Consider the following 16,331-nt stretch of genomic DNA (forward strand, 5'->3'; position numbering starts at 1 on the left):
GGACACGTACTCCACGCCCCCAGCATCGCCGACGCCCCGGCGCTCAGTCCACCAGTGCCTGGTAGACCAGCTGCCGCAGCTGGGGCCGGAGCCGGTAGGTGCTCGACGGCAGCAACTGGGTGTAGAAGCCCACCGTCAGGTCCTCGTCCGGGTCCACCCAGAACGCCGTCGAGGCCGCGCCGCCCCAGGCGAACTCCCCTGCCGAGGACAGGGTCCGGGCCTTCACCGGGTCTTCCAGCACCGAGAAGCCCAGGCCGAAGCCGTGGCCGTCGAAGGGCATCTCGGCGAACAGGGGGCGGCCGAACGCCTCCAGGTCCACGCGGCCCGGCAGGTGGTTGCTCGCCATCAGCGCCACGGTTCGCGGGGACAGCAGCCGGACACCGTCGAGGGCGCCGCCGCGCAGCAGCATTTCCGTGAACCGCCAGTAGTCCGGTGCCGAGGACACCAGGCCGCCGCCGCCCGACAGGCAGTCCGGGCGGGCGGCACCCCAGCGGCCGAAGGCGTCGTTGCGGACCGCGCGGCCCGAGGCCGGGTCGCGGACGTACATCGCCGCCAGGCGGGCCGGGGTCGAGGCCACGAAAGCCGTGTCCGTCATGCCCAGCGGCGTGAAGACCCGTGACGCGAAGAACTCGTCCAGCGGGAGACCCGACACGACCTCGACGAGCCGGCCCAGCACGTCCGTCGCCACGGAGTAGTTCCACTCCGTGCCGGGCTGGAACAGCAACGGCAGCGCCGCCCACTGCGCACAGCACTCCGCCAGGTCCGCGCCGCGCGGCGTGCCCCACTCGAAGCCCGCCGCGCGGTAGATCGCGTCCACCGGGTGGCCGTGGTGGAAGCCGTAGGTCAGGCCCGCCGTGTGCGTCAGCAGGTGCCACACGCGGATCGGCGACGTGGCGGGCTCGGTCGCCGGGGCCAGCGCCGACCCCTTGACGTACACCCGCGGCGACGCGAACTCCGGCAGCCACTGCGCGATCGGGTCGTCCAGCTCCAGCAGGCCTTCTTCGGCGAGCATCATCGCCGCGACCGAGGTGATCGGTTTGGTCATCGAGAAGATCCGCCACAGCGTGTCGGTCTCGACCGGCAACGCAGCTTCGACGTCCCGGTAGCCGCCACGGCCCACGTGGACGATGCGGCCGTGCCTGCTCACCACCGCGAGCCAGCCCGGCAACCGTCCATTGTCGACATACCGGTCGAAATGCGCGTCGATCCGGGCCAGCCGCGTCGCGTCGAAGCCGGCCTCGGCCGGGTCGACGTCCACCTCGAAATCCGCCATGCGGCGAAGGTTACTTCTCCCGCGCCCGCTCGGCCGCCTTCTCTTCGCGCCAGGCTTCGTCGTTCTTGCCGTACCGCCAGTAGCCGGAGATCGACAGCAGCTCGCGCCGCACCCCGCGCTCGTCGAGCAGGTACCGCCGCAGCTCGCGGACGAATCCCGCCTCGCCGTGGACGAACGCCTGGACGACGCCGTCGCGCCACGGCAGCTCGCGCACCGCGGCCGCCACGTCACCGCCGGACGCCCGGTGCAGCCAGGTGATCTGCGCGTCCGCCTTCGTGACCAGCGGCTGCTCCTCGGCCGCGTTCTCGACGAGGATCACCGCCTGCGCCGGGACACCCGCGGGCAGCGCTTCGAGCGACGCCGCGATGGCCGGCAACGCGCTTTCGTCCCCGGCCAGCAGGTGCCAGTCCGCCGCGCCGCCGGGCGCGTACGCCCCGCCCGGCCCCAGCACCAGCAGCTCGTCGCCCGGCTGGGCCGACGCCGCCCACGGACCGGCGATGCCCTCGTCGCCGTGGTGGACGAAGTCGAGGACGAGCTCGCCGGCCTGCGCGTCGAACGCACGGACCGTGTACGAACGCTGCCGCGGCCAGTGCTCGCGCGCCATCGTCGCCCGGCACTCCTGGACGTCGAACGGCTCCGGGTACTCCACGCCGGGCACCTTGAACAGCACCTTCACGTAGGCGTCGGTGAACTCGTTCGGCGTGAACTGCGCGATTCCCTCGCCGCCCGCGACGATCCGGATCATGTGCGGGGTCAGCCGTTCGGTTCGCAGCACCCGCAGCCGCACCGCGGGACGCCCGGACCGCCGGGGTGCTTCAGCCATCGGCCACTCCAACCATCACTAAGGCTTACCTAAGTCACCCTACGCGCCAAAATCGGCACGCGGCCACTCAGGTGTACCCAGTTCCGCGAGCAACCTCCCGAACCCGGCACTCACCTCCTTCCGGAACCCGACGAAGAACCGGTTCGCCACCGGCACGCCCCACCTTCCCCACGACGCCGCGTTGACCACCCGGTGCTCGACGCGCGCCCCGCCCGGATCCGCCGTGACGCGGTACTCGCCGCGGTACCACCAGCCGCCCTGCACCGCGACGAACCCCCGCGCCCGCTCGACCTCCATCCGCATCGGGTGGCCGCCGCCACCCAGCTTCGACACCAGCCGTTCGAACACCTCCGCCGGCGGCCGCGCGACGACCCCGGCGGCCTCCGCAAGCGTTTTCACCCGCGCGGATCCGAAACCCGCGTGTTCTGGAACGCCGTGATCAGCCACTCGCCCTCCTCCCGGACGAGCACGAACGAAACGGTCGACTCCCGACCCTCGTCACCGACCTCCGCCCCGGTCAGCGACGAGCCACCGCCGACGACGGCCACGGCGACATCCGGCCGGACGAATCGCACCTTCGCCGCCCGGCCGGGCGAAGCGGTCAGCTTCACCCCGCGCAACGACCCCTCGAACAAGGCCCGGTGCGAACTCTCGATCGCCTCCCGCCCCGGGAAGTTCAGCCCGAAGAACGTCACGTAGTCCGCGTCTTCGGTGAACAACCGCCCGTACGCGGCGGCGTCCCCGGCGTTCCACGCGTCGGTGAGCCGGCCCAGCACTCCACGCACCTCAGCCTCGGCAGTAGCCGTCATCAGATCCCCCTCGATCGAACGTCGTTCGTCTTACAAACACCGTTCTACTCTCGAACGGCGTTCGCGTCAAGTACAGTGTTCGGGTGACTGCTCCTCCGCCGCCGTGGCGCAGGCCGCCCCGCCGCCGCGCCGCCAAACCCGTTCTCTCCCAGGCCTCGATCGTGCGCGCGGCCTTGATCGTCTTGGACGACGAAGGGATCGACGCGGTCACCATGCGGCGGGTCGCCCAGGAACTGGAGACCGGGCCCGCGTCGCTCTACGCGCACGTCGCGAACAAGGACGAACTGGCGGAGCTGATGCTCGACGCCGTGCTCGCCGACATCCTGGTCCCGCAACCGGACCCGGCGCGCTGGGACGAGCAGGTCAAGGAACTCGTCCGCGACCAGATCCACGCGATGGCCGCACACCGCGGCATCGCGCGCATCGCGTGGGACATCGCCGTGCCGGTCACGCCCAACTCGCTGAAGCAGGGCGAAGGCATGCTCGCCCTGCTCCGCGCGGGCGGGTTGACCCTCAAGCAGGCGACCTTCGCGGGCGACGCGCTTTCCCTCTACGCCAAGGCATACGCCTACGAGGCGAGCGGCTGGACGTGGGGCGAGATCGATCAGAACGACGCCGGCGAACGCGGCAGGCAGATGGTGGCGTACATGCGGTCGCTGCCCGCCGCGTCGTTCCCCAACATGCTGCAGGTCGGCGAGTTCTTCTCCGCCGAAACGGCGAAGGAACGCCTCGAGTTCGCGCTCGAGGCGTTCCTGGCCGGGCTGAAAGTGCTGGCGAAGACCTAGGGCCGCAGCACGATCTTGCCGCGCGTGTGCCGCCGCTCCAGCTCGCGGTAGGCGTCCCGGACCTCGGCCAGCGGGTACACGCGGGCGATCGGCAGCGTCAGCAGGCCCTTGTCCAGCAACAGGCCCAGCTCGCGCAGCACGTCGGCCGACGCCGCGGCCGCGTTGCCGTCGGTCTTCACGTTGTACTTCTCGGCCGCCGCGAAGTCGATGATCGTGTTGATCCGCCCGGGGTGGATCCCCAGGTGCAGCGCCAGTTCCACGTACCCCGAGCCGAAGGTGTCGACGAACGCGTGCACGCCGGACGGCGCGGCTTCGCGGATCCGGTCGAGCACGCCCTCGCCGTAGGCGACCGGGATGACGCCGAGCTCGCGCAGCCACTCGTGGTTCGCCTCGCCGGCCAGGCCGATCACGGTGGCGCCGGCGAGGCGGGCCAGCTGCACCGCGAGCGCGCCCACGCCGCCCGCCGCGCCCGAGACGACGACGGTCTCGCCTTCCCGCGGGCACACCGCGCCCACCGCGGCGTACGCGGTGGTGCCGGCGACGAACAGGGAGCCGGCCACCTCCCACGGGACCCCGTCGGGCCGCGGCGTGAGGTTCGCCGCCTCCGCGACGACGAACTCCGCGTGACTCGACCGCGTGTCGACGAACCCGATGACCTCGTCGCCGACAGCGACGTCCGAGACGCCTTCGCCGAGCGAAGCGACAACCCCCGCGAAGTCACTGCCCTGCCCCGAGGGGAACGTCGCCGGGAACCGCGAATGCAGCAGCCCCTTCCGGATGCTCGCCTCGCCCGGGTTGATCCCGGCGGCCCGCACCTCGACGAGCACCTGACCCGGTCCCGGGACCGGCCGCGGGACGTCCTCGACCCGGAGAACCTCCACGTCGCCGTACTCGTCGAACCTGATCGCGCGCGCCATGAGGCCTCCTCCAAAGTCGTTGCTGAATACAAGCAACGACCGGGGGCCCGGTTTTAATCCCTACCCGGCGAGGCGGCGGACCACCCCGTCGGCCAGCAGCCGGCCGCGGTCGGTGAGCACCGCACGGCCCCGGGAGTCCAATGCGGACGGATCGAGCAGCCCTTCGGCCGCGGCCGCCCGTGCTTCGGCCAGGCCGGTCTCGTCGAGCGCGTCCAGCGGCAGCCCTTCGGCGACACGCAGTTCGAGCATGATCCGCTCGAGGTGCTGGTCGTCGTCGGTGAGCACCTCGCGCCCGCCCGCGGGCGAGTCACCGGAGGCCAGCAAGGCGGCGTAGCGCGCCGGGTGCTTGACGTTCCACCAGCGCACCCCGCCGACGTGGCTGTGCGCGCCCGGTCCGGCGCCCCACCAGTCGTCACCCCGCCAGTAGCCGAGGTTGTGCCGGCACCGGGCCGCGTCGGACGCCGCCCAGTTCGACACCTCGTACCAGCGCAGTCCCGCCGAGGACAGCATCGCGTCGATCATCTCGTAGTCCGCGGCCAGCACGTCGTCGTCGGGCGCGGGCAGCTCGCCGCGGCGCACGCGGCGGGCCAGCGCCGTGCCCTCCTCGACGATCAGCGCGTACGCCGAGACGTGGTCGACGCCGGCGGCCAGCACGGCGTCGAGCGTCGCGCGCAGGTCGTCGGCCCGCTCGCCCGGCGTGCCGTAGATCACGTCGAGGTTCACGTGCTCGAACCCCGCCGTCCGCGCCTCGGCGGCGGCCTTCCCCGGCCGGCCCGGCGTGTGCACCCGGTCGAGGATCTTCAGCACGTGCGGCGCGGCCGACTGCATACCCAGCGACACCCGCGTGTAGCCCGCTTCGCGGATCCCGGCGAAGAACTCCGGCGACGTCGACTCCGGGTTCGACTCCGTCGTCACCTCGGCCCCGGGCGCCAGCCCGAAGACGTCGCGGACGGCGTCGAGCACCGACCGCAGCCCGTCCGCCCCCAGCAGCGACGGCGTGCCGCCCCCGACGAACACGGTGTCGGCGGCGGGCGGCACGACGAGCACGCGCGCGGCGAGCTCCAGCTCGCGCCGCAGCCCTTCGAGCCAGGACTGCGGCGACGAACCGCTGTCGAGCTCCCCCGCGGTGTAGGTGTTGAAGTCGCAGTACCCGCAGCGCGTGGCGCAGAACGGGACGTGCACGTACACCCCGAACGCTCTGCTGCCCAGCCCCTTCAGCGCGGATTCCGGCAACGCCGGATCGATCGGTGTGGCGGGGTCGGGACGCAGCTGGGACACGCGAGAATTGTCCACCCCGTCACGCCCGGTCGCCTCAAGGGGCCGATCGGGTCAACACCTGTTACGACACGGGCACGTCGGCCGCCGGGAGGTTGGCCGCCGCCCAGTCCGGGTCGACCGGGATCAGCTCGATGACGTCGAGCAGCACGCCGTTCGGGTCGGCGACGTAGAAGTGCCGCTGCCCGTAGACCTCGTCGACCACCGGGGTGACCAGTTCGACCCCCGCTTCTTCCAGCCGCTTCGCCTCGGCCCGGGCGTCCTCGACGATCAGCCCGAACATCAGCCCGGCTGCCTCCTGCGCACGGTAGGCGGGCGGCACTGTCTCGTGCCCGCGCTGCACGAAGCTGATCTCGTAGCCCGGCGCGCCGGCGTTGACGCTGGCGAACCAGTCGAGCTCGACGGTGACCGGCAGGCCGACGACGTCCGCGTAGAAGCGAGTGGTCGCGGCGACGTCGTCGACCAGATAACCCGCCCCGAAACCCTTGACCTGCATCCCCGGTTCCTCTCACTCAAAGCACTGTACTTGAAGTACTCTACATGTAGTGGTTTGAAGAGGCAACCGGGGTGGGTTGACACGGTTTGCGCAGGTAAGTGACCCATCTCCCACCATGCGGGCAGGCCTGGACCACATTGTGGACGCGTGGCACGCTGACGTCGTGACTCATGCCGGTGTTCTCCTCGTGGCCCGCCGCCACGTCGACCTCCTGCGGGTCGCCAGCGCCCTCTGCGTACCCGTTCGCTGACTCCCGTCGCCACCACCTGCCACGAATTTCGGACAGCCGGCGCCGGAGGACACCCCCGCGAGCCGGTGGTCCTCCGCCGCCACGAAAAGCCTCTCGGAGGACGCCGCCATGGCCACGCCCCAGACCCCAGCCCGCCCCGCGCGCGCCAAGCAGAAGCGCGGCGAAGGGCAGTGGGCGCTCGGTTACCGGGAGCCGCTGAACCCGAACGAGCGGTCCAAGAAGGACGACCACCCGCTCAACGTGCGGGCACGCATCGAGAACATCTACGCCCACCGCGGGTTCGACGCGATCGACCCGGGCGACCTGCGCGGCCGGTTCCGCTGGTTCGGCCTCTACACCCAGCGCAAGCCGGGGATCGACGGCGGCCGCACGGCGACGCTCGAGCCAGAAGAGCTCGACGACCGCTACTTCATGCTGCGGGTCCGGATCGACGGCGGCGCATTGACCACCGGCCAGCTCACCGTGCTCGGCGAGATCTCGCAGCAGTACGCGCGCGACACCGCCGACATCACCGACCGGCAGAACATCCAGTACCACTGGATCCGGATCGAGGACGTGCCGACGATCTGGGCCAAGCTCGAGAACGCCGGCATGACGACGATGGAGGCCTGCGGCGACAGCCCCCGCGTCATCCTCGGCTCGCCGGTCGCGGGCATCGCCGCGGCCGAGGTGATCGACGGCACCCCGGCGATCGACGAGATCAAGCGCCGCTACATCGGCAAGCCCGAGTACGCCAACCTGCCGCGCAAGTTCAAGACCGCGATCTCCGGCCAGCCCGACGTCGCCCACGAGATCCACGACGTCGCCTTCGTCGGCGTCGACCACCCGGAGCACGGGCCCGGCTTCGACGTCTGGGTCGGCGGCGGCCTGTCCACCAACCCGATGCTCGGGCAGCGCCTCGGCGCCTGGATCCCCCTGGCCGAGGTCCCGGACGTCTGGGAAGGCGTCATCTCGATCTTCCGCGACTACGGCTACCGGCGGCTGCGCTCGCGGGCCCGTATCAAGTTCCTGGTCAAGGACTGGGGCGCGGCGAAGTTCCGCCAGGTGCTGCAGGACGAGTACCTCAAGCGCGAGCTGATCGACGGCCCGCCGCCGGTCGACCCGGCCGTCCCGATCGACCACGTCGGCGTGCACCCGCAGGTCGACGGCAAGTTCTACGTCGGCGCCGCGCCGATCGCCGGCCGCTCCTCCGGCGGCACGCTCGTGGCCGTCGCCAAGGCCGCCGAGCGGGCCGGGTCGAACCGCGTTCGGCTCACCCCGCAGCAGAAGCTCGTCGTGCTCGACGTTCCCGAAGCCCAGGTCGCCACGCTGTCGGCCGAGCTGGCCGAGCTGGGGCTGGAGACGAAGCCCTCGCCGTGGCGGCGCGGCGTGATGGCCTGCACCGGGCTGGAGTTCTGCAAGCTCGCCATCGTCGAGACGAAGGCCCGCGCGCAGCAGCTCGTCGCGGACCTCGAGAAGTCCCTCGCCGACATCCAGGACGGCCTCGAGACGCCGGTCACCGTGCACCTCAACGGCTGCCCGAACTCCTGCGCGCGGATCCAGACCGCGGACATCGGCCTCAAGGGCCAGATCGTCACCGACGCCGACGGCAACCAGGTCGAAGGCTTCCAGGTGCACCTGGGCGGCGGGCTCGGCCTCGACGCCGGGTTCGGCCGGAAGCTGCGCGGCCACAAGGTGACGTCCGGCGAGCTGACCGGGTACGTCGAGCGGGTCGTGCGCAACTACGTCGCCGGGCGCGAACCGGGCGAGCGGTTCCCGCAGTGGGCCGCCCGTGCCGAGGAAAGCGCCCTCCAGTGACCTCATCCGAGCGAGCAGCGCCGTACTACTGCCCTTATTGCGGCGACGAGGATCTCCGGCCGGAAGAGAACGGCGGCTGGCTGTGTTCCAGTTGTCGCCGGGTTTTCTCGGTCAAGTTCCTCGGACTGTCCCTTCCGGAGGTTTCCCGATGACCGCCACCGCCGACTACAAGACCCTCGCCGAGCGCGCCTCGAAGGAGCTCGCCGACGCCACCGCGGAAGAAGCGATCCGCTGGACAGTGGACACGTTCGGCGACGACTTCATCGTCGCGTCCAACATGCAGGACGCCGTGCTCATCGACCTCGCCACCAAGGTCAAGTCCGATGTGGACGTTCTGTTCCTCGAGACCGGCTACCACTTCCCCGAGACGCTCGGCACGCGTGACGCCGTCCAGACCGTCTACCCGGACGTTCGCATCGTGAACGCGCAGGCCGAGCAGAGCGTCGCCGAGCAGGACGCCGAGTACGGCGCGAAGCTGCACGACCGTGACCCGACGCTGTGCTGCAACCTGCGCAAGGTGGTGCCGCTGCGCAAGACCCTCGCCAACTACTCCGCGTGGGTCACCGGCGTCCGCCGCGTCGACGCGCCGACCCGCGCGAACACGCCGATCGTCACCTGGGACGACCGCAACGGCCTCGTCAAGATCAACCCGATCGCGCCGTGGACCGACGACGAGTTCAACGGCTATATCCGCGAGCACGGCATCCTCGAGAACCCGCTGGTGTCGATCGGCTACCTCTCGATCGGCTGCGCGCCCTGCACGGCTCGCGTGGAGCCGGGGCAGGACCCGCGCAGCGGCCGGTGGGCGGGCCAGAGCAAGACCGAGTGCGGACTGCACGGCTGAGGAAAGGGACGCATGACGACCTTGGAGCCCGCGACCGATGCGGCACAAGACAACCTCGCGGCACTGGAGTCCGAGGCCATCCACATCTTCCGGGAGGTGGCGGGCGAGTTCGACCGGCCGGTGATCCTGTTCTCCGGCGGCAAGGACTCGACGCTGCTGCTGCACCTGGCGATCAAGGCGTTCTGGCCGGCGCCGGTGCCGTTCCCGCTGCTGCACGTGGACACCGGGCACAACTTCGACGAGGTCATCGAGTTCCGCGACCGCGTCGTCGAACGCCACGGCCTGCGCCTGGTCGTCGCGAAGGTACAGGACTGGATCGACGACGGCCGTCTGGAAGAGCGCGCGGACGGGATGCGCAACCCGCTGCAGACCACGCCGCTGCTCGACACGATCGCGGAGAACAAGTTCGACGCCGTGTTCGGCGGCGGCCGCCGGGACGAGGAACGCGCCCGCGCGAAGGAGCGCATCTTCAGCCTCCGCAACGCCTTCGGCCAGTGGGAGCCGCGGCGCCAGCGCCCCGAGCTGTGGAACCTCTACAACGGCAGGCACCGCCCGGGCGAGCAGGTCCGCGTCTTCCCGCTGTCCAACTGGACCGAGGCCGACGTCTGGAACTACATCGCCCGCGAGAAGGTCGAGCTGCCCTCGATCTACTACGCGCACCAGCGCGAGGTCTACCTGCGCGACGGGATGCTGCTGGCCGAGGGCCCGTGGGGCGGTCCGCGGCCGGGCGAAGAGGTCCGTGAGCTGACCGTGCGCTACCGGACCGTCGGCGACGGCTCGTGCACCGGCGCGATCGAATCCACCGCGGCCACCGTCGAAGACGTCATCGCCGAGGTGTCGGCCTCGCGGCTCACCGAGCGCGGCGCGACCAGGGCCGACGACCGGATGTCCGAAGCGGCCATGGAAGACCGCAAGCGTGAGGGGTACTTCTGATGAGTTCGCTGCTGCGCCTGGCCACCGCCGGGAGCGTCGACGACGGCAAGTCCACCCTCGTCGGCCGGCTGCTGTACGACACGAAGTCGGTGCTCGCCGACCAGCTCGACGCCGTCACCCGGGCGTCCGTCGACAAGGGACTGTCCACACCGGACCTCTCCCTGCTGGTGGACGGCCTGCGCTCGGAGCGCGAGCAGGGCATCACCATCGACGTCGCCTACCGCTACTTCGCCACGCCGAAGCGGTCGTTCGTGCTGGCCGACACGCCGGGGCACGTGCAGTACACGCGCAACACGGTCACCGGAGCTTCCACCGCACAGCTGGCCGTGCTGCTGGTCGACGCGCGCAAGGGCGTCATCGAGCAGACCCGGCGGCACGCGGCCGTGCTGGCCCTGCTCGGCGTGCCGCAGCTGGTGCTGGCGGTGAACAAGATCGACCTGGTCGGCTACGACGAGGCGACGTTCACGGTGATCGCCGAGGAGTTCGCCTCGCACGCGGAGTCGCTGGGGTACACACGGGGTTCCGTCCTCGCGATCCCGGTGTCGGCGCTGGAAGGCGACAACGTCGCGACGCGGTCGGAGCGGACGCCGTGGTACACCGGGCCCAGCCTGCTGGAGCACCTGGAGGAGGTGCCGGTCGCGCCCGACCCGCACGACTCGGCCCTGCGGTTCCCGGTGCAGTACGTCATCCGGCCGCGCACGCCGGAGTACCTCGACTACCGCGGCTACGCGGGCCAGATCGCCGCTGGCACCGTGCGCCCGGGCGACGAGGTCGTCGTGCTGCCGCAGGGCATCCGCAGCCGCGTCGAGCGGATCGACACCGCGGACGGGCCCCTGGCCGAAGCCGGCGCCGGGACGTCGGTGACGCTGCTGCTCACCGACGACATCGACATCTCCCGCGGCGACCTGATCGCCGCCGCGGACGCGCCGCCGCGGGTGACCGACGAGATCACCGGCACGCTGTGCTGGCTCTCGTCCAAGCCGCTCAAGCCGGGCGCGCGCGTGCTGGTCAAGCACGGCGCCCGCACGGTGCAGGCGCTGGTGGACGAGCTGCACGCGCGGTTCGACGAGCAGACACTGTCCAGTGTGGACTCCCCGGCGTCGCTGGAGCTCAACGACATCGGCCGTGTCACGCTGCGGCTGTCGGAGGAGCTGGGCGTCGACGACTACGGCGTGAGCCCGCGCACCGGCGCGTTCCTGGTGATCGACCCGAAGGACGGCGACACCCTCGCCGCGGGCCTGGTGGGTGAGCGCTTCTCGTGACACCGCCGCTGGTCGCCGTCGCGCACGGCAGCCGTGACCCCCGCTCGGCGGCGACCGTGCGGGCACTCGTCGACGTCGTGCGCGACCGGGCACCGGGCGTTGCGGTGCACGAGTCCTTCCTGGATCTGTCGGCCCCGCTGGTCACGGACGTGCTCCGGGGGCTGTACGCCGACGGCCACCGCACAGCGGTCGTCGTGCCGCTGCTGCTGGGCAGCGCGTTCCACGCCCGGGTCGACCTGCCGGCACTGATCGACTCGGTCGTCGCGGACTGCCCGGGTCTCGTCGTGCGGACGTCGGACGTGCTGGGTGCCGACCCCGCGCTGGAGGCGGTCGCCCTGGACCGGCTGGCCGCGGCGCCGGTGGCCGGCCGCGGCGTGATCGTCAGCGCGGTCGGCTCGTCGAACGCCACGGCCAACGCGGTCGTCGCTTCCCTGGCGTCCCGCTGGGAGGAGCGCCTGGGCGTCCCGGTGAGCGAGGCGTTCGCCTCGGCCGCCCAGCCGGACATCCCGGCGGCGGCCGCGGCGTTGCGGGCGCGGGGCGCGCGGCACTTGGTCGTCGCGTCGTGGTTCCTGGCGCCGGGCTTGCTCCCGGACCGGATCGCCCGGCTGGCCCGCGAGGCGGATCCGCAGGCGTTCATCGCGGCGCCACTGGCCGACGACCCGCGCGTGGCCGACGTCGTCGTGGCGCGGTACGCCACCGCGGTCAGCGGACTGCTGCGGCAGTACGCCTGACTCAACCCTCGGCGATCGCGTCCATGTCGTCGGCCTTGGGCCGGCCACCGGCCGCCGTCGGTGCCCAGTTCGAGCACCCTGCGTACCCGGGGCCGCCGCACCACCGCCAAGAGGTGAGACAAATTCACATTTCTGTTACCCAGTGCGCATGGGAACAGTGAATCCTTGACATGTTACTTAACTCGCCGGTAACAATCTGAACGGCTGCGCAGCTTTCTTCCCTCCCCTCGTGAAACCGCAGGTAGGTGGACACAGATGAAAGCTCTTCACTTCTCCCGGCTCGCCGCGCTGACCGCGGCCGCGGTGCTCCCCATCGCCCTCGCCGCTCCGGCGTCGGCCGCCACCAGCGTCACCTTCGACTGCCAGGCGAACGCCCCGATCGTCGGGCCGCAGAAGGTGGCGCTGAACCAGGACGCCGACGTCAGCGCGCCCGCCACGGTGGCGCCCAGTGCCGCGTTCGACGTCGTCATCGATCCGGCGCCGAACACCGTGCCGAGCGAGGTGAGCGGGAACAAGGTCAAGAACATCAACACCTTCGCGCTCAAGATCCCGATCCCGGCCAACTCGTCGTACGTCGGTGCGACGCTGTCCGGCGGGTCCGGCCTCGGCTCCACCCCGCCGGCCATCTCGGTCGCGAACGGCGTCGCCACGCTGAGCTTCCCCGGCCCGATCGCCGGGGGCGCCACCTTCGAACTGCCCACCGTCACCGCGCACCTGACGGCGGGCCAGTCGGGGACCATCCAGACCAAGCTGGGCGGCACCAGCTACACCGACCCGGGCCTGACGTTCAAGGCGGTGGCGAGCACGATCATCGGCGACCTCACCGCGCCGACGGCCTGCTTCCCCAACCCGAGCCCGGTCTTCACCACCACGACCATCGGCTGAGCGCCGGGCCACCCCGCGGGTGACGAGCCCGCGGGGTGGCCCGCGTAACACCGGCCACGCGCCGCGGATGTGCAAGGGTGACGGGCATGGCTGACGAACTGGTGCACTACGACGTGGTGGGCGGCACCGCCACGATCACCCTGGACTCCCCGCACAACCGCAACGCGCTCTCGGCCCAGTTGCGCCGCGAACTCTCGGGCTCCCTCGACAAGGCGGCCACCGACAGCGCCGTGCGCGTGATCGTGCTGACCCACACCGGGCCGGTGTTCTGCGCGGGGATGGACCTCAAGGAGGCCCGCGGCGCCGGCGCGGGCGACCAGGGCGTGAACGAGTTCCCGCACATCCTCGAGCAGCTGTGGACCAGCCCGAAGCCGGTCGTCGCCCGCCTGGCCGGCCCCGCCCGCGCCGGCGGCATCGGCATGGTGGCCGCCTGCGACATCGCCGTGGCCGTGCCGGAAGCGACGTTCGCCTTCTCCGAAGTCCGCATCGGCGTGGTGCCGGCGATCATCTCGCTGACGGTCCTCCCCCGCCTCACCCCCCGCGCGGCCCACGAGCTCTTCTTGACCGGCGACACGTTCGACGCCCGCCGCGCGGTGGAGATCGGCCTGCTGAACTCGGCTGTCCCGGCCGAGCAGCTCGACGACGAGGTCGCCCGGTACGTCAAGGCTCTCGCGGCCGGCGGCCCGAAGGCACTGGCGGAGACGAAGGCGCTCCTGAGCCGCCCCCGCCCGGCGACGCCGTCGGACGGCTTCGACGAGATGCTCGGCCTGTCCGCGAAGTTCTTCGCCGGCGAGGAAGGGCAGGAGGGCATCCTGGCCTTCGCCCAGAAGCGCAAGCCGAACTGGGTGCCGCAGGACTGAAGCGCCCCAATGTGGCGTTGGTTGCGTCCAACGCACCCAATGTGGCGTTCGGTGCGTTGGACGCACCGAACGCCACATTGGGGCGCTTGGGACTGAACCGGAACGCGGGCCGGACGCGGCTCAGGCGTCCGGCAGCACGACGGTGAGCCGCCACGAGCCGGCGCCGCGGCCGCTCGGGCCCAGCGCACGCTGGGCGTCCGAGAGCACGCTGCGGATCGCCAGGTACGTCTTGGGTTCCGCCTTGCGCAACGCGTCCGAGCCCGGCCAGATCAGCACGTGCTCGCCCGGCGGCAGCCACGACAGGTCGGTCAGGCAGTCGTAGAGCGCGTCGAGGTTGTGGCCGAAGTAGTCCGGAAAGGACAGTGCCTCGGCGAACGCGGTGAGCGTGCTGGCCTTGTCGACGGTCGGCCGCGAGTTCACCAGGTGCGGGTACGCGCCCCGGGAGAACGCCTCCTCCGCGGCGGCCTTCGCCTGCTCGTCGGCGCTCATCGGGCCGGATCCACGACGACGAACGACGCGTAGTGGTCGCCGGTGTAGTACAGCTCGCGCGCCTGCCCGGTGATCAGCCGCCGGGCACCGCGGTCGGGACTCCCCGGCGTCTTCACCGTGTACTCGTGGTAGTAGCCGGACTTCTTGCCGGGCAAGCGCTTCTCCCGGTTCTCGAAGACGACGTCGTCGTTGCGCGGGTAGGGGTACGGGCCGCCCGCCTCGATCAGCTTCCACGTGTCCGCGGCCTGCGGCGGCAGTGCGGAAAGCGCCTTCACGGGCAGTCCGGAGTCCGCGCCCGGCACGGCGGCACCGCCCTTGGCGGGCGTGGCCGACACGCTCGGGGAAGGACTCGGTGCCGACGAGCCGCTGCCGAGGTTGTCCTTGACCAGCCAGCCCCCCAGCACCAGCACGAGGAGCCCGATCAGCGCGGCGGTGATCCGCCTTCGGTTGAACATGGTGCGCGAGCCTATGCCGAGGAGTCCGAGTCGTCGTCACGCCCCGGAGCCAGCCGGCGGGCGAACAGCCCGACGACCTTGTCGAGCACCCACGCGGCGGCCAGGCACAGCGGCACGACGACCACCATGACCAGCACGAACTGCACCGGGAACCAGGCCTGGGCGAGCCACAGCTCGACCCCGTCCCACCAGTCGGCAAGCCCGTTGAACACGGTGTGAGCCTACGCGCGCTCTGCTGCCACCGCGTGCCAGGGCCTCGCTTCTGAAATCGGCGGAGCCGATTGCGACGGAGGCGAAGCCACCCGACGGAGTCGGGTTCGGTCCCACCGTCGCAGGGCCCGTTCACCGTGTCTCGCGACACGCAGCACAGGGTTTGGAGAGGCGGTACGTTGCGAGGCATGTTCGCCGTGTACGCGCAGGAACCCAACGCCGACAGCCCGCTGGACTCGCTCGTCGTCGGCGAGCGCCCCGAACCCGACGTGCCCGACGGCTGGGTCCGCGTGCACGTCAAGGCGGCCAGCCTCAACATGCACGACCTCTGGACGCTGCGCGGGGTCGGGATCAAGCCGGACCAGTTCCCGATGATCCTCGGCTGCGACGGCGCGGGCACCCTCGACGACGGCTCGGAGGTCGTCATCCACTCGGTGATCAACGCGCCGGGCTGGCAGGGCGACGACACCCTCGACCCGAAGCGCACGCTGCTCACCGAGAAGCACCAGGGCACCTTCGCCGACCAGGTCGTCGTGCCGGCCCGCAACGTCGTCCCGAAGCCCGCGGCGCTCAGTTTCGCCGAGGCCGCCACCATGGGCACGGCCTGGCTGACCGCGTACCGGATGCTGTTCGTGAAGTCCGGGCTGCGGCCGGGGCAGACGATGCTGGTGCAGGGTGCCTCCGGCGGTGTCTCGACGGCGCTGGTCCAGCTCGGCCGCGCGGCCGGGTTCCGGGTCTGGGTCACCGGCCGCACCGAGGAGAAGCGGGCCCTCGCCACCGGCCTGGGCGCGCACCAGGCGTTCGAGTCGGGCGCGCGGCTGCCCGAGCGCGTCGACGCGGTGTTCGAGACCGTCGGCAAGGCGACCTGGTCGCATTCGGTCAAATCGCTCAAGCCGGGCGGGATCATCGTCGTTTCCGGGTCGACCAGCGGTCCGGACGCGCACGCCGAGCTGCAGCGCGTCTTCTTCCTCCAGCTGCGCGTCGCCGGCTCGACCATGGGCACCCGCGACGAGCTCGCCGACCTGCTCGCCTACCTCGACCTGACCGGCGTCCGCCCCCAGATCGGCGCGGAACTGCCGTTTTCCGAGGCACCCCAGGGGTTCCGGGCGATGCTCGAAGGGGACACCGCGGGCAAGATCGTCTTCGCCCGCTGAGACAGCCGTGAGCTGGGCGGATCCCCGGATCCGCCCAGCGCGGAAACCATTTCGTCATCTGGTGATTTTTCGACGTCTTCACT

Annotated in this window: 21 protein-coding genes; 11 read left to right on the forward strand and 10 right to left on the reverse strand. The window is 71.3% G+C overall.

The genetic code is table 11. From position 1 onward, the window contains the following. Positions 1–43: 43 nt before the first annotated feature. Genes BLW76_RS36055 through BLW76_RS36070 form a run of 4 tightly spaced genes read right to left on the reverse strand, consistent with a single transcriptional unit; the run spans position 44 to position 2,905 of the window. Positions 44–1,273, reverse strand: coding sequence for a serine hydrolase domain-containing protein (locus BLW76_RS36055; RefSeq protein WP_091316074.1), 1,230 nt, complete (start codon positions 1,271–1,273; stop codon positions 44–46). Between the two features lie 10 nt (positions 1,274–1,283). Beyond that, positions 1,284–2,096 carry a siderophore-interacting protein gene (locus tag BLW76_RS36060; protein WP_208613463.1) on the reverse strand — a complete coding sequence of 271 codons (813 nt, stop codon included), beginning with the start codon at positions 2,094–2,096 and terminating at the stop codon, positions 1,284–1,286. Between the two features lie 39 nt (positions 2,097–2,135). Beyond that, positions 2,136–2,495: a hypothetical protein gene (locus BLW76_RS36065; protein ID WP_091316077.1), complete on the reverse strand. Its 360-nt coding sequence runs from the start codon at positions 2,493–2,495 to the stop codon at positions 2,136–2,138. Then, entirely contained in the window at positions 2,492–2,905 is a 414-nt protein-coding gene (locus tag BLW76_RS36070; protein WP_091316080.1) for an SgcJ/EcaC family oxidoreductase, read from the reverse strand. Before BLW76_RS36070 ends, BLW76_RS36065 begins: the two co-directional genes overlap by 4 nt. A gap of 83 nt (positions 2,906–2,988) precedes the next feature. On the opposite strand from BLW76_RS36070, the gene BLW76_RS36075 reads away from it, so the two are divergent. Then, positions 2,989–3,690, forward strand: coding sequence for a TetR/AcrR family transcriptional regulator (locus BLW76_RS36075; RefSeq protein ID WP_279627719.1), 702 nt, complete (start codon positions 2,989–2,991; stop codon positions 3,688–3,690). On the opposite strand, the gene BLW76_RS36080 is transcribed toward BLW76_RS36075, so the two are convergent. The 3 genes from BLW76_RS36080 to BLW76_RS36090 are packed head-to-tail and all read right to left on the reverse strand — an operon-like array spanning position 3,687 to position 6,378. Beyond that, a complete protein-coding gene (locus BLW76_RS36080) occupies positions 3,687–4,607 on the reverse strand; it encodes an NADP-dependent oxidoreductase (RefSeq protein WP_091316086.1) in 921 nt (306 codons plus the stop codon). The genes BLW76_RS36075 and BLW76_RS36080 overlap by 4 nt on opposite strands. A gap of 60 nt (positions 4,608–4,667) precedes the next feature. Continuing rightward, positions 4,668–5,900 carry a radical SAM family heme chaperone HemW gene (hemW, locus tag BLW76_RS36085; protein ID WP_091316088.1) on the reverse strand — a complete coding sequence of 411 codons (1,233 nt, stop codon included), beginning with the start codon at positions 5,898–5,900 and terminating at the stop codon, positions 4,668–4,670. 46 nt (positions 5,901–5,946) lie between these two features. Next, positions 5,947–6,378, reverse strand: coding sequence for a VOC family protein (locus tag BLW76_RS36090; RefSeq protein ID WP_091316090.1), 432 nt, complete (start codon positions 6,376–6,378; stop codon positions 5,947–5,949). 115 nt (positions 6,379–6,493) lie between these two features. Here BLW76_RS36090 and BLW76_RS50845 point away from each other — a divergent pair, with 115 nt between their 5' ends. The 9 genes from BLW76_RS50845 to BLW76_RS36130 all read left to right on the forward strand — a co-directional run bounded on the left by BLW76_RS50845 (position 6,494) and on the right by BLW76_RS36130 (position 13,940). Further along, positions 6,494–6,628 (forward strand): putative leader peptide, encoded by a 135-nt coding sequence (locus BLW76_RS50845; protein ID WP_354849046.1) that lies wholly within the window; start codon positions 6,494–6,496, stop codon positions 6,626–6,628. Positions 6,629–6,736: 108 nt separating this feature from the next. Then, a complete protein-coding gene (locus BLW76_RS36095; RefSeq protein WP_091316092.1) occupies positions 6,737–8,425 on the forward strand; it encodes a nitrite/sulfite reductase in 1,689 nt (562 codons plus the stop codon). Further along, positions 8,422–8,577, forward strand: coding sequence for an eL43 family ribosomal protein (locus BLW76_RS50125; RefSeq protein ID WP_091316095.1), 156 nt, complete (start codon positions 8,422–8,424; stop codon positions 8,575–8,577). The genes BLW76_RS36095 and BLW76_RS50125 overlap by 4 nt, the downstream gene beginning before the upstream one ends. Further along, complete coding sequence (locus BLW76_RS36105; RefSeq protein ID WP_091316099.1) at positions 8,574–9,269, forward strand: phosphoadenylyl-sulfate reductase; 696 nt, start codon at positions 8,574–8,576, stop codon at positions 9,267–9,269. The genes BLW76_RS50125 and BLW76_RS36105 overlap by 4 nt, the downstream gene beginning before the upstream one ends. 12 nt (positions 9,270–9,281) lie before the next feature. Further along, positions 9,282–10,202 (forward strand): sulfate adenylyltransferase subunit CysD, encoded by a 921-nt coding sequence (gene cysD, locus BLW76_RS36110; RefSeq protein WP_091316109.1) that lies wholly within the window; start codon positions 9,282–9,284, stop codon positions 10,200–10,202. Beyond that, positions 10,202–11,464, forward strand: coding sequence for a sulfate adenylyltransferase subunit 1 (locus BLW76_RS36115; RefSeq protein ID WP_091316112.1), 1,263 nt, complete (start codon positions 10,202–10,204; stop codon positions 11,462–11,464). The genes cysD and BLW76_RS36115 overlap by 1 nt, the downstream gene beginning before the upstream one ends. Further along, the gene (locus BLW76_RS36120) at positions 11,461–12,195 is read left to right on the forward strand and encodes a sirohydrochlorin chelatase (RefSeq protein ID WP_091316115.1); all 735 of its coding nucleotides are present in this window, start codon (positions 11,461–11,463) and stop codon (positions 12,193–12,195) included. The genes BLW76_RS36115 and BLW76_RS36120 overlap by 4 nt, the downstream gene beginning before the upstream one ends. 255 nt (positions 12,196–12,450) lie before the next feature. Beyond that, the gene (locus tag BLW76_RS36125) at positions 12,451–13,080 is read left to right on the forward strand and encodes a cyclase (protein ID WP_091316127.1); all 630 of its coding nucleotides are present in this window, start codon (positions 12,451–12,453) and stop codon (positions 13,078–13,080) included. An 86-nt stretch (positions 13,081–13,166) separates the two neighbouring features. Further along, positions 13,167–13,940: an enoyl-CoA hydratase family protein gene (locus BLW76_RS36130; protein WP_091316133.1), complete on the forward strand. Its 774-nt coding sequence runs from the start codon at positions 13,167–13,169 to the stop codon at positions 13,938–13,940. Positions 13,941–14,060: 120 nt separating this feature from the next. Here BLW76_RS36130 and BLW76_RS36135 read toward each other — a convergent pair whose 3' ends face one another. From BLW76_RS36135 to BLW76_RS36145, 3 genes are read right to left on the reverse strand one after another with little or no spacing between them, the layout of a single operon-like run. Beyond that, positions 14,061–14,429, reverse strand: a complete 369-nt coding sequence (locus BLW76_RS36135; RefSeq protein ID WP_091316134.1) for a barstar family protein — start codon at positions 14,427–14,429, stop codon at positions 14,061–14,063. Beyond that, a complete protein-coding gene (locus BLW76_RS36140) occupies positions 14,426–14,884 on the reverse strand; it encodes a guanyl-specific ribonuclease (RefSeq protein ID WP_091316137.1) in 459 nt (152 codons plus the stop codon). The genes BLW76_RS36135 and BLW76_RS36140 overlap by 4 nt, the downstream gene beginning before the upstream one ends. Positions 14,885–14,895: 11 nt before the next feature. Then, positions 14,896–15,096 carry a hypothetical protein gene (locus tag BLW76_RS36145; protein ID WP_043777727.1) on the reverse strand — a complete coding sequence of 67 codons (201 nt, stop codon included), beginning with the start codon at positions 15,094–15,096 and terminating at the stop codon, positions 14,896–14,898. A 186-nt stretch (positions 15,097–15,282) separates the two neighbouring features. Here BLW76_RS36145 and BLW76_RS36150 point away from each other — a divergent pair, with 186 nt between their 5' ends. Beyond that, complete coding sequence (locus BLW76_RS36150; protein ID WP_091316138.1) at positions 15,283–16,248, forward strand: quinone oxidoreductase family protein; 966 nt, start codon at positions 15,283–15,285, stop codon at positions 16,246–16,248. Positions 16,249–16,331 lie beyond the last annotated feature (83 nt).

The organism is Amycolatopsis tolypomycina, from assembly GCF_900105945.1.
Taxonomy (GTDB): Bacteria; Actinomycetota; Actinomycetes; order Mycobacteriales; family Pseudonocardiaceae; genus Amycolatopsis; species Amycolatopsis tolypomycina.